Source organism: Colwellia sp. MB3u-4 (assembly GCF_014077065.1).
Classification (GTDB): domain Bacteria; phylum Pseudomonadota; class Gammaproteobacteria; order Enterobacterales; family Alteromonadaceae; genus Cognaticolwellia.
In genome coordinates this window covers 60,449-73,397 of sequence record NZ_JACGVE010000075.1, presented here as the reverse complement: position 1 = coordinate 73,397, position 12,949 = coordinate 60,449, and the positions used below count along the sequence as shown (strand labels likewise).

The window sequence follows — 12,949 nt, the reverse complement described above, 5'->3', positions numbered from 1 at the left end:
AAGATCAATAATGCCGTTGCAGTTTATCTGTATTCATTGTGCTCACTGTAAATGAGCATTGTTCAAGCCTTGTTGATCTTGCCATGCTTTTTGATGTAATTGATAAATTGCATGACTGCCAAGATAATTAATCGGTACGGTTTCACTGTCTTGATAAAAATCTCGAGAAAATTCAAAGGCATTAGTCACCATAGGTAAGGTTAGCCAATGGTGATCAACAGGCAATTGAGGTAAGCGTTTTAATCTTGTTAAAGGCGCTGCGCCCATTTTACTGGCAATAGTCCAACCCCATTCGCCGAAACTAGGTACGTTGTCATGATATTGCTGAACCGTTGAATATCCGGCGGCTTGCACCGTTTTACCAATAGCAATAAAGGCGTCTTTAGCATGATAAGGACTGGCCGATTGAATGCCAATTAAGCCATCGCCCGCCAGTAGTTGCTTTAATCTGGCATAAAAATTAACTGAATAAAGTTTATTTAAATCTGGATGGCTGGGGTCGGGTAGGTCAACAATAATCGCGTCAAAGGTTTGATGGCTTTGCAATAGTTGGTCGATAGCGATAAAAGCATCAGCGGCAATAATTTCAACACGCTCATCGCGCAAACTTGCCGCGTTTAAGTCTTCAATGGCATTAGCCAGCCTAAGTGGTAATTTCTCATGTGGATTTTTAAATAATTCAATGAGTTGCGCATCTAAATCCACTAAGGTGACCTTTTTAGGTTGCCACTGTAAAACATCTCTTAATGCTAGGCCATCACCGCCACCAATAATGAGAATGTTGTCATGGCGTGCTGAGCCGGCTAATACTGGGCTAACAAGATAACTGTGGTAAATAAACTCATCTGAGGATGAAAACTGTAAGCGGCCATTTAAATAAAAGTTAATAATGCTGCCTTCTTCAGGGCCCATATTTCTTTTGGTAAAAGTCAGTTGTTGAAAACGCGTTTTGTCACTATAAACAACTTTGTCGAGATAAAGTAAGTTACTCATTTGACTTAACCAGCCATTACCAAATTGGTAAATTGCCATGATCATAACTAATAAAAGGCCATGAGCCGTTATTAAGGTTTTTCGCCAGGTCAGTTTTTGCCAATAATATAAAATAAATACAATGCCAGCGGTTAGATTTAAGGCGGCAGTTAATGCACTCGCTTTGCTGATGTCTATAGATAAAAGAAATATTACCCAAATGGCAGCGCCAATACCGGCGCCAATATAATCAGCGCCGTAAATGGTGCCAAGATTATTTTTAAGATGCTTTTGATGTATTTCTTCGCGAATGCGTGCAATAAGTGGGATTTCCATACCAATAAAAAAGCCCAGAATTAGACCGAAAAAATATGGACTATTAAAGGCAATAAAGCTCAGTTGTTTAAATAAACCACCTCGCGGGTAGGCGTCAGGGGGCAAGTTAAACATCGAGCCTAATATGTCAGGAAAAGTTTGTGTGATGGCGATCAGTCCACCAATAATGAGTATTGAGCTACTACCCAGAAAAGCAATCATTAGCTCTAACCAAACAAAGCCGTTAAAGGCGCATTGAATTTTTCGCGCCGCAAAAGCACCTAAACCCATAGCGACAATCATCAGGCCAATCATGGCGTAAATAGTACTTTCCATAATACCAAGTACACGACCGGCGTAATGTGACAATAGATATTCGTATATCAGCCCACAACCCGCTAAAACAGCCATAGTTAAAATCAGGAGCACATCATCCCATAGCCGATTTCTATTGCTTGTCATGGTTATTCCTAGCTTGAGTTAAATGGGTGTTTAATGAAACGGGGAAAATAACCAAGCGTAATAATTTACCCTTGGTTATTTTAATAGCAAAGTTTTAATAGCAAAATATTGATAAAACTATGACATTAACGCCGTTAAAATAAGCGCAATTGAAATGCTAATCGCCATCTCAACACTGGCGACACCAATATTGTGTTGATGGTCTACTTCCTCAACTAAGTTGATACCCATCAGCACTAGGCGTTTAGCAATAGAAGTCAGAATAGCGACTAATATGGTCATAATTATACCAAAGATAAACCAGCCAACTATATTAGCTAATAAGGTCTCTGGGCTATAAGTCAAAAAGTGGCTGGCAGCTGTTACCGCTAGGGCCGTACTAATAACTTGACCAGCATAACGAATGGCGAGAGCAACTTGGCCTTCAGCAAAGGCATTTTGCATGCAGCTATTTTGATTGTTTTTAGCATACTGGTGTTCTTTAATACGGGTAACTAACACTAACATGGCTTGTGAGACTATAAAGCCAGCAATAATAGCGATAAAGGTGTTGATATCTAAACCGTAAACCCACAGTAATACCGCGCGAATAATAATGGCGGTGGCAATAGCACCTGAAGCATCGACAATACCCACTGAGATATTATGGGCTTTAATTTGCGCATTTTTATCTATTTGGTTTAAAGCAAAACGGTCATGAAAAACCCGGCCTACTTTAATTAAAATCAATCCTAAAATGCCGTAGCTTGCCATGCCGACAATTTCCATTAAATAACTTTCGGCATTTTCACCGGTAATGGCACCCGTTAGTACAATACCCAAGGCAGCAACACTACCGGCAACACTAACACCAAAAGCAAAGTTATCTTCTTTGGCAAGTTCGTCGGTAGAGTTAACTTTTGCAGATAAACCACTAATAAAGCGCATGGCGCAAAGTAATATAATGGCAATCGTTATATCGATAGCTAAGAAAATTAATAACTCTATATTTAAACCAGTTATTTCAATAAATGTATTCATACTTATCCCTACTTTCCACGTCTAAAGCTTCGTGACGTTGTACTCTTACTGTTTCTAAAGCTAGCATTTTTTCCACTTGTGCTTGATCTTGCATAAGCGCTTTTATTGGCTGTTTTGCTAGCAAATCGATTGGCACTGGTTTGTGCGCTTTTGCTCTGGCTAGAAATACTTGACGCGCCAGTTCTATTTTTGCTGTAAGTACTGGTGTATTTTTGGCCGCGGCTTTGAAATGATTTTTTGGTGCGAGCATCTAAATCAGTTTGTTTACTTAGTTGATTTGGGGAGCTGTAGCGCTTGCGGCCATAATCATTGTAATAACTATAATTTCGGTTACGGCCCCAATCATTATAACTCGTTCGGCGAGAGCCAAATACATCACCCATCATCGAGTACATACCGTACCAAGCCCAAAACGACATGCCATTTGAGCCAGTAGTCCAGTTACCGTAAGACGGATTGCCAATAAGCTGTTCACCTGTGCCAAAGTCTTGTGCTTTATTGGCTGCTAAGCTTTGCTCTTTTGACATCGCATTAACGCGCGGTAAAGTGCCATCAGACATATCAGCCAAGACATTAAGCGGATCGCTTAATGCATCAGAATATAGAACGGGATCGGCTGCTTGATACAGGTTTAATAACTCATCATAAATAGCTTGAGAACTCTCAAACATTTGTGGTTGTTTTTTTACCGTATTTAGTCGGTCAACTAAGGCAATAAACATCGGGCCTTTTGTGCCGGTATCTTTTAAAAACTCGTCAATTAAGGGTTTATAATCTGGCTTACTTTGTAGTAATCTCTCCCCGTATTGGGTAATCAAATTAGCATTACGAACTTGCCCGTTAGCAAGTGCTTGAGCAAGTAATTCAATACGTTGTTCAGTGAGTGGGATTTGTTGAGTGATTTGCCCTTTTATTGGATCTCCACAAGCGGAGAGCAATAACGTTAGCAAGAGTATCATTGATTTTAGCGGCTGCATTCCTGCCATAGTGTCCTCAAAAATGCTATGGTTATCATTCATTAGTATCACTTCTGACATATTATGTCTATTTTTTTAAGTATATCAGTGAAATTAATTTGTTACTGATTGTTATTAATTATTACTTACCTTACTCATTTTCATTTTAGCTTTTATCGAGGATAACGTGTCTAATTCATCGTCTTTGCCATTTTCGCCATTACTTGCCAGCCAACAAGCTGATAGTTGGCTAGAGTTTTCTCAACAATATCCGAATGTTACCGATACTTTATCACCAGAGCGCTTAGCGCTGTTTAAAAGGGCATTAGGGTTAAGTGACTTTATTTTGCGTAGTGCCATACAAGCCCCCGAGTTGCTGGTTGAGCTTTTTAATAGCGAGCAGTTATTGTCGAGTGAAACACCGCAATATAGCGTAATGCTTGCTGACAGTATTGATAAATGCTCCACAGAAGAACAACTGCAAAAGTGCCTGCGATTGTTTCGTTTAAAGCAAATGGTAGATATTGCTGTTGGTGATTTTCTATTGGATATAACGCTTGATGAATCGTTAAAACGACTGTCTTCATTAGCTGATAGTTTGATTATTGCGGCTAATGCTTGGTTAACAAAGTTTTGTGAAAGCAAGTGGGGTGTACCGGTCAACAGTGCCAATGAAACCCAAAATTTACTGGTATATGGCATGGGTAAATTAGGCGGACAAGAGCTTAACTTTTCTTCTGATATTGATTTGATTTTTGTCTATCCTGAAGCGGGAGCAACGCAAGGGCTTAGGCGAAGTATCGACAATCAATTATTTTTTACTCGCTTAGGGCAAAAATTAATTACCGCGTTAAATCAACATACCGCTGACGGTTTTGTTTATCGTGTTGATATGCGTTTACGCCCTTTTGGTGAAAGTGGGCCATTAGTATTATCGTTTAATGCCATGGAAGATTATTATCAAGATCAAGGGCGTGATTGGGAGCGTTATGCAATGTTAAAGGCGCGGTTGGTCGGAGAAGGTAAGTATCATGACCAATTGTCTAACATGTTGCGACCTTTTGTTTATCGACGCTACATTGATTTTAGCGTTATCGACAGCCTGCGACGTATGAAAGCTATGATTGCCCAAGAGGTTAGGCGTAAGCAACTCAATAATAATATCAAGCTGGGCGCGGGCGGTATTCGCGAAGTTGAATTTATTGTGCAAGTTTTTCAAATGATCCGAGGTGGCCGTGTTAGTGATTTACAGCATCGTAACTTACTCACCGTACTGCCTTTATTGGTAACACACGATGTGCTTACACAACCCAGTGCGCAAGTGTTAACGGCTAGTTATCGATTTTTGCGTCGGGTTGAAAATATTATTCAAGCGTTAAATGATCAACAAACTCAAACCTTACCTGACAATGAATTAGACCAGCAGCGCTTAGTCAGCATTCTTGCCGACGAAAATTGTACAAACTGGCCAACTTTTCTGGCACAGCTTGCTACTCATATGCAGGGCGTTCATCAACAATTTAGTGAACTTATTGGTGAGGAAAGTCCAAATCGTCAGGCGGTTGATCAATATTGGACCACACTTTGGGATAGTGAATGGAGCGATGAGGAGGCTATTGCTTGGATTGATCAGTCTCCGCAATTGCTAGAGACAAAAGCTGGTGTTGAGTTTTCTCACAGTGAAACTATATGGCAGGCGCTGAGAGATTTTCGCGCTGAAATGACTAAACGCAGCATGGGCAGCCGTGGCCGCCAAGTGCTAGATAAATTGATCCCGACTCTGCTGTGGCATCTTGCTGATTTAAGACTAACGGATCAGACCTTAGCACGAGTATTAGGGGTGCTAAAAACTGTCGCAACACGTACCGCCTATCTGGAATTATTATTTGAGAATGAAGGGGCATTAAAACAATTAATTCATTTGTGTCGCAACAGTAGTTGGGTGGCAGAGCACATTGCTAAATTTCCCATATTACTTGATGAACTCATTGATCCTAAATTATTTTATCAGCCACCACTGTTATCTTCTTATGTCGCGGAACTACGTGAAACTATGTTACGGGTACCTGAAGACGATCAAGAAGCGCAAATGATCACCTTACGTGAGTTTAAACAAGCTAAACAATTACGTATCGCCGCGGCGGATATTACTGATATTTTACCGATTACCAAAGTCAGTGATCATTTAACTGCATTGGCAGAAGCCCTAGTCGAAGAAGTAGCAAACTTAGCGTGGCAACAAATGGCACTGCGCTTTGGTGTGCCAACCAGTAAATTAGACGGCCAAGACAAAGGTTTTGCTGTTATTGGTTATGGAAAGTTAGGCGGGATTGAACTTGGTTACAGCTCTGATTTAGATTTAGTATTTGTCCATGATGCTGATTTGGCAGAAATGACCTCAGGAGAAAAGTCGATTTCTGCTGGACAATTTTACTTAAAACTTGCTCAACGTATGATGCACTTATTTAATACTCGCATGGCAAACGGTATTTTATATGAACTCGACATGCGATTAAGGCCTTCGGGCAATGCCGGTCTTTTAATGGTGCACATTGATACCTTTGCTCATTACCAGTCCAGTGACGCTTGGACCTGGGAGCATCAAGCGTTAGTCCGTACCAGAGTCATTTATGGTCACGCCAGATTAGCCGACAGGTTTAAAGAAATTAAACGCAATGTTTTAATGAGAACTCGTGATAAAAAAGTGCTACGTGAAGACGTGATAAAAATGCGTAATAAAATGCGCCAACACTTGGATAAGTCATCAAAGACTGAAGTCGATATTAAACAGGGACTGGGTGGTTTAGTCGATATTGAGTTTCTTGTACAATATTTGGTTTTAGCACACAGTGCTCAGCATCCCAATTTGAGCGATTATTCAGACAACATTAATCTACTGGAGTATTTAGCGAACATAGGCGTTATAACTAAACAACAACAGCAGGCATTAGTGGATAATTACTGCAAGTTACGTGACATCAGCCACCATGCAACCTTGCAAAACAGCGCAGCCATGATCCCCGTTACTGAATTTAGCGCTGAGTATAGTCAAGTTATGGTAATGGTTGAACAGTTGTTGCAGTAGCCTATAGCCGATGAAAACCGCTTGGTGATATTAGTGACGCCTGTTCGGTAACAGCAGGCATTCTTTATCCAAGTAAGCCGTGCCATGCTCGATGACAACAATAGTACGTTGCTGATAACAAAAGTAAATTGAAAGGCCATTTTCAAAATGGCCTTCAATAGCTTTGCCGACTTGATAAGAGGTAGTGACAATATCTTTATTAATTCTAAAGGCATTTTTAACGACAAAGTCACGATTAAGCCACCAAATTACTTGTAGATTATTATCTCCCGCATACTCTGATAATTTGCCAAATAAGGTTTCGCCAAGACGAAATGGATGGTTATCAGTTTCGCCGATCCAATTTTTTGGTAAGGGTCGAGTGATTAAAGCTCGTGCGGTTAATATTTTCTCTAAATCACCTTTTGGCTCTGGTAAATAGACAATGTTATTACGAATTTGCGGGCCATCTCCAGTCATGTCACCACGTATGCTAGCATAATAGTTAGAAAGCCCGTCAGCAGCGGCATTGGTACTTTTTTCAGCATCAAGGATTTCTTCTTGTGCTGAGGATTCAGCTTGCTCTGCCTGATAAGTGTCAACCTTTGTGGCAACCACTTTATCGGCTGGCTCTTGGCTGTCGGAAAATAAGGGCTCTGTGTTGAGCAGTAATGCTGACGCTAAGCCAATTAGGATCAAACCTAAAATAATACTTCGTAACCAAAATTTCATAAATTACTTAAAATTAAATTCATACTTTACTGACACCATAGCTAATTTCAACTATTTATACAATGACGGATCATCTTCATTCGGGCGAGTTTTAAAGCGGCGGTGCAACCACATATATTGTTCAGGTTTCACCATGATTGCTTTTTCTAACTCTTGATTTATTCTTAATACGTCTGCGGTGTCATTACCGGTGGGGAAATTCTCCAGCATAGGCTTTATCTCTAAGGTGTAACCACTGCCGTCATCATTACGAGTAGGGATTAACATATGTGTTTGGCAATTTTTTTGCCGAGCAAATATTAATGTACCTGTGGTTGAGGCGGCGTCTGGTACCGCGAAAAAGGGCACAAAAACACTGCGACTGCGACCATAATCTTGATCAGGTAAGTAAATACAGGCTTCACCCTCTTTTAGTGCTCGAAGTAAGCCTTTAACATCACGTTTGCCCAGCATATATTTGTTTGAGCGACCACGACCACGAAACTGAAAATATTCCATTAAGTAATTGTTATGAGGTCGATAAAACACCACCATAGGATGTCCGTAACCTATGCCTCGACAATTAATTTCGGCGCTAAGGTAATGCATGGCGAGTAATAGTATACCTTTACCTTGCTTTTGTGCTGCTTCAATATGCTCAAGGCCAATAATTGTTGTGTGACGTTTTACCCGCCAATTTGGCCACCACCAACCCATACCAGTCTCCAATAAGGCAATACCGGTATTTTCAAAATTGCGTTTGAGCAAAATTTGGCGTTCGGCATCTGACATCTTAGGAAAACAAAGCTCTAAATTTCGTAAGGCAACTTTTTTGCGGCTTGAGCCTATTTTGTATAGTAAGCGGCCAATCATTTTGCCGAGAAAAAGCTGAAACCGATAAGGTAACCAAGAAATGGTGTAAAGAATAAATACCCCAATCCAAGTTGGCCAATATTTAGGTAACAGGAAAGATATTTTAAAATTTGGTTGTAAAACTTTGTTTTTACTCACGGGATGATTTCAACTCATTGAATTGCTTGTGATACAATATCGCTTATTATATCTGTTATAGGGTACAGGATGAAAGTAGATATTCCCGCTTTTGAAAAAGCACGTGTTTTAGTCGTTGGTGATATCATGTTAGATCGCTATTGGTCTGGTCCAACACAACGTATTTCACCCGAGGCACCTGTGCCGATTGTTAAAATACTTCAAGACGAAGATCGCCCAGGAGGCGCAGCCAACGTCGCTTTGAATATTGCATCACTAAATGGCCAGGTTACTTTACTGGGTATTACCGGTCAAGATGAAGCGTCGACAACATTGCAAACTCAGTTGTCAGCAATGAATATAAATTGTCAATTTATTCAATCGCAAGCTCACCCAACAATCACCAAATTGCGTATTTTAAGTCGTAATCAACAATTATTACGCTTAGATTTTGAAGAATCATTTGCCGAACTTGATAAACAGCCGTTGATAGAGCAAACCCAAGCCTTAATTGCTCAGCATGATCTTTTACTGTTATCAGATTATAACAAAGGTACCTTGTCAGAAGTTCAAGCCCTGATCAAAGTGGCGAAAGCACAAAACATTCCTGTGTTAGTTGATCCAAAAGGCACTGATTTTTCACGCTATCGCGGTGCTACGTTAATTACACCTAATCTCGCAGAATTTGAAGCGGTAGTAGGACACTGTAAAAGTGAGGCCGATATCGTTAGTAAAGGCCAAGCATTACTTAAATCATTAGATTTAACCGCCATGCTAGTCACTCGAAGTGAGCAAGGCATGACCTTGTTACGCCATGATCAAGAAGAATTTCATTTACCCACGCAAGCGAAAGAAGTTTATGACGTAACTGGCGCGGGAGATACGGTTATTGCAACACTTGCCCTTGCGATAGCCGCCAAAGCTGAATTTACCCAAGCCAGTGCTTTAGCCAATATTGCGGCCGGCATTGTTGTGGGTAAATTAGGTACCTCGACCGTAAGCGAAGCTGAATTAAGTGCAGAATTATCATCGGGTCAAGAAAGTGGTTTTGGTGTGATGTCTGAAGAACAGTTAAAAATTGCCGTTGAACTAGCGCAAGCACGTGGCGAAAGTATTGTGATGACCAATGGTTGTTTTGATATTCTGCATGCTGGTCATGTTTCTTATTTGACCACGGCAAACACGCTAGGTAGCCGCCTAATTGTTGCGGTAAATGATGACGCTTCTGTGACGCGCTTAAAAGGCCCAGGTCGCCCTGTTAATCCGGTGGATCGCCGAATGGCGGTATTAGCAGGTCTAGGTGCTGTTGACTGGGTAGTCCCCTTTAGTGAAGATACCCCGCAACGCTTAATTGCCAATATATTACCCAACACCTTAGTTAAAGGCGGCGATTATAAAATAGCAGACATTGCTGGAGGCAAGGAAGTTATTGCAGCAGGCGGCGAAGTGAAAGTGCTTAATTTTGAAGATGGTATTTCGACAACTAAAATTATTAACGCGATAAAACAAGAGAAGTAGTCAGGTGAACTTTCTTCTAGCATCGTCGTTCTTTCACCTCGATGTAGATAAATGTACTCATGCCCTGAAGCTATGGATGGCTCAGAAAGGCTAAATGAACACGACATTGCTGATATAGATACAGGTATTTGAGTTATGTCTGCAACTGATAATTCGTACTTACTACGGACGTGAGTACTTAGTTTTTGTCAGAGACAATAAATTAACTGTCTGTCCTGAACATAAAAAAGCAGCATTAATGCTGCTTTTTTTTCAATTTTTAAGCTAAGGGATTTATTTAGCGGCGATTAAACCTTGGTTTATGTCGGCTAAATCTTGCTCGGTAATGGTGCCGCCAGCACGCTTTAAGGCTAATACATTTTGAATGTAATTATATCGCGTTGACGATAAATTACGCTTGGCGTCATATAAGTTTCTCGTACTGTTTAAAACATCAACAATGGTACGCGTACCCACTTCAAAACCTGCTTCAGTCGCTTTTAACGCACTTTGTGCACTCACCACGGCTTGCTCTAATGACTTAATAGCTGACACTGCAGTGATAACGGTATTATAGGCATTACGGGTGTTACGCACTACGTTACGATGCGTTTGTTCCATATTCTGGCTTGCAGCAACATAATTGCTTTGCGCTTGACGAACACTGCTTGATATTGCGCCGCCTGAATAAATGGGCACATATAAAGACACACCAATTGAGTGGCTGTCTAATGCGGGGTTATTAAAGTTGAGACTATCGACTTCATTATCTTGCTCTCGGCTGCCATAGCTGCCATTTAAGCTTAACGTTGGGTAATGTCCTGATTTTGCGATATTGATATTTTCTTTGGCAATATCAATGCTTATTCTTTCTGCAATCAGTTCTAAATTTTTTGCTTCTGCCGTTTGCTGCCATTCGTTGGCGCTATCTGGGTATGGGCGAGAAGTACTAAAGCGTTCGGTATTTAAAATGTTCAAATCACGGGGATAAACATTGGTGATCACACGTAATGCTTCTTCGGCATTAAACACTTGGTTTTCTGATCTAATTTCACTGGTTACGGCATTGTCATACTGAGCCTGAGCTTCATGAACATCAGTAATGGCTGTTAAGCCAACAGAAAACCTTTGTTTTGTTTGCTCTAACTGACGTTCAATAGCGGCTTTTTCTGCTTTTGAGAATTCCAAATCATCTTTTGAACTCAGCACCTGAAAGTAGGCTTGTGTTACGCGCACAATTAAATCTTGTTTCGCTAACTGGTATGACACATCACTTTGGTGCGCAACTTTCTTGGCATTATCAAGTTTTAACCAAGTACTATGATTATATAACTCCATATCTAAGTTAATACCATAACTCGTGGTGTCACTTTTATTAGTCAGGAGTAAACCTGAAGATTGTCCAGTATCAGAAGTAGGAATAAACTCACTCTCGCTTTCTGTATAGCTTGCTGAGCCGTAAACCTGTGGCAATAAGACTGAGCGCGCTTGTTCAATACCTTCTTCTGTTGCTAAATATTGCGCATGGGCTCGAAGAACAACCGGATCACTAGCTTGGGCTTGTTGGTATACTGACAGTAAATCTTCGGCATTAGCTAAAGAGCTACTTGCAGCACAGGCAAGGCCAATAAATAATGCGGTTATTGTTTTTTTCATCTTGAGGAGGTTCCTATAATAATGAACTGGCTATTATTTTTCTAATTGTAACCATCTTATCGCGAATAAGGAATTAGCTAAATAAAATAAGTGTTTAGGAAAGTATTCTAGTGTAACAAAATGTTAAATGCTAGGGTATTGGAAAATTGCCTAACAGCATAAGAGAGAACTCACGATGAGTATAACCAAAGACGCTTTATTACGCTTTAATTTAACCGACGTAGAGGTGATTAAAAAATCAAGAAAATATCAAGGTTTTTTTGCCCTTGATGAGTATCAACTCCGTCACAAAATTTATGCTGGCGGCTATAGTAAAGTATTAACACGAGAGGTTTTTGAGCGCGGTGATGCGGTTGCTTTATTACCCTATGATCCGATAACCGATTGTATCGTATTAATTGAACAATTTCGCCTAGGAGCATTACGCAGTAAAACTGGACCTTGGCAATTAGAACTTATTGCGGGTATGTTTTCAGAAAATGAAGTGGCATTAGACGTTGCGATCCGAGAAGCAAAAGAAGAAGCTAACTTGGATGTAGCGCCTGAAAATGTGATTAAAGTGATGGATTACCTTTCAAGCTCAGGCGGTATGAGTGAGTGCATTCACCTTTATTGTGCCTGTGTTGACAGTGAGCATATTTCAGGCGTTCATGGTTTAGAGACCGAAGGTGAAGATATTTTAGTGCATGTTGTTACGCGCCAAGACGCTGAAAAGTTACTTGCAGAGGGAAAGATAGCTAATGCTGCGACTATTATTGCGTTACAATGGCTAGCTCTAAATCTTGATAAGCTCAAAGCTAACTGGAAATAAATGTCAGTTGTTGTAAAAAAATATCGCCCTCATTTACCCACTTTAATGACCTTGTTTGAAGTTAACTACATGTTATTGCTGCGCGTACTTGCTGATAAAGAACAGGTAGGCGAACAACGCTGTTTTTTTATCTCTGATTTTTTGAGTTACCGAGTGAGAGTTGACGAAGTCACTAAATACACAACCTTACTGACGATTAATCAAGAAGCCAATATTCACGGTTATAATTTAACCGCGTTATTTCGCCCGAAAATGGTGATTCGCTTATATCATGATGCTCGCATGGCTGAAGTGATCAGTAATCAAGATGTACAGCAAATTAAGCCACGTTATGATTACCCGAATAACAAAATGCACTTACCTGATGAAAAACAGCAAATTAATTATTTCTTAAAAGAATGGTTACAGCTGTGTTTGCAATTAGGCCAAGTGCAGATCAATCTCAATATCCTGAAAAAATCCTAAGTTAATGTTAAAAAAACTCAAGTGAAAGCG

The 12,949-nt window shown here is 40.3% G+C and carries 10 protein-coding genes; 4 read left to right on the top strand and 6 right to left on the bottom strand.

The features are described 5' to 3' along the window. Positions 1-42: 42 nt before the first annotated feature. From H4J61_RS06600 to H4J61_RS06590, 3 genes are all read right to left on the bottom strand, one after another. Entirely contained in the window at positions 43-1,749 is a 1,707-nt protein-coding gene (locus H4J61_RS06600; RefSeq protein ID WP_182184432.1) for a polyamine aminopropyltransferase, read from the bottom strand. Positions 1,750-1,866: 117 nt separating this feature from the next. Further along, positions 1,867-2,769, bottom strand: coding sequence for a DUF350 domain-containing protein (locus H4J61_RS06595; RefSeq protein WP_182184431.1), 903 nt, complete (start codon positions 2,767-2,769; stop codon positions 1,867-1,869). Between the two features lie 8 nt (positions 2,770-2,777). Continuing rightward, the gene (locus tag H4J61_RS06590) at positions 2,778-3,788 is read right to left on the bottom strand and encodes a hypothetical protein (RefSeq protein ID WP_310649841.1); all 1,011 of its coding nucleotides are present in this window, start codon (positions 3,786-3,788) and stop codon (positions 2,778-2,780) included. Positions 3,789-3,912: 124 nt separating this feature from the next. Between H4J61_RS06590 and glnE the strand changes: the two genes are divergently transcribed. Next, the gene (gene glnE, locus H4J61_RS06585; RefSeq protein WP_182184430.1) at positions 3,913-6,810 is read left to right on the top strand and encodes a bifunctional [glutamate--ammonia ligase]-adenylyl-L-tyrosine phosphorylase/[glutamate--ammonia-ligase] adenylyltransferase; all 2,898 of its coding nucleotides are present in this window, start codon (positions 3,913-3,915) and stop codon (positions 6,808-6,810) included. Between the two features lie 30 nt (positions 6,811-6,840). Here glnE and H4J61_RS06580 read toward each other — a convergent pair whose 3' ends face one another. Together H4J61_RS06580 and lpxL are read right to left on the bottom strand one after the other, a co-directional pair. After that, positions 6,841-7,521, bottom strand: coding sequence for a TcpQ domain-containing protein (locus tag H4J61_RS06580; RefSeq protein ID WP_182138355.1), 681 nt, complete (start codon positions 7,519-7,521; stop codon positions 6,841-6,843). 51 nt (positions 7,522-7,572) lie between these two features. Next, the gene (lpxL, locus tag H4J61_RS06575; RefSeq protein ID WP_182184429.1) at positions 7,573-8,511 is read right to left on the bottom strand and encodes an LpxL/LpxP family Kdo(2)-lipid IV(A) lauroyl/palmitoleoyl acyltransferase; all 939 of its coding nucleotides are present in this window, start codon (positions 8,509-8,511) and stop codon (positions 7,573-7,575) included. 69 nt (positions 8,512-8,580) lie between these two features. On the opposite strand from lpxL, the gene hldE reads away from it, so the two are divergent. Then, entirely contained in the window at positions 8,581-10,008 is a 1,428-nt protein-coding gene (gene hldE, locus H4J61_RS06570) for a bifunctional D-glycero-beta-D-manno-heptose-7-phosphate kinase/D-glycero-beta-D-manno-heptose 1-phosphate adenylyltransferase HldE (protein WP_182184428.1), read from the top strand. A 273-nt stretch (positions 10,009-10,281) separates the two neighbouring features. Here hldE and tolC read toward each other — a convergent pair whose 3' ends face one another. After that, a complete protein-coding gene (tolC, locus tag H4J61_RS06565) occupies positions 10,282-11,643 on the bottom strand; it encodes an outer membrane channel protein TolC (RefSeq protein WP_182184427.1) in 1,362 nt (453 codons plus the stop codon). 175 nt (positions 11,644-11,818) lie between these two features. Here tolC and H4J61_RS06560 point away from each other — a divergent pair, with 175 nt between their 5' ends. Next, complete coding sequence (locus H4J61_RS06560) at positions 11,819-12,454, top strand: NUDIX domain-containing protein (protein ID WP_182184426.1); 636 nt, start codon at positions 11,819-11,821, stop codon at positions 12,452-12,454. Next, on the top strand, positions 12,455-12,919 hold the full coding sequence (locus H4J61_RS06555; protein WP_182184425.1) for a DUF1249 domain-containing protein: 465 nt from the start codon (positions 12,455-12,457) through the stop codon (positions 12,917-12,919). The last annotated feature ends 30 nt before the right edge of the window (positions 12,920-12,949 follow it).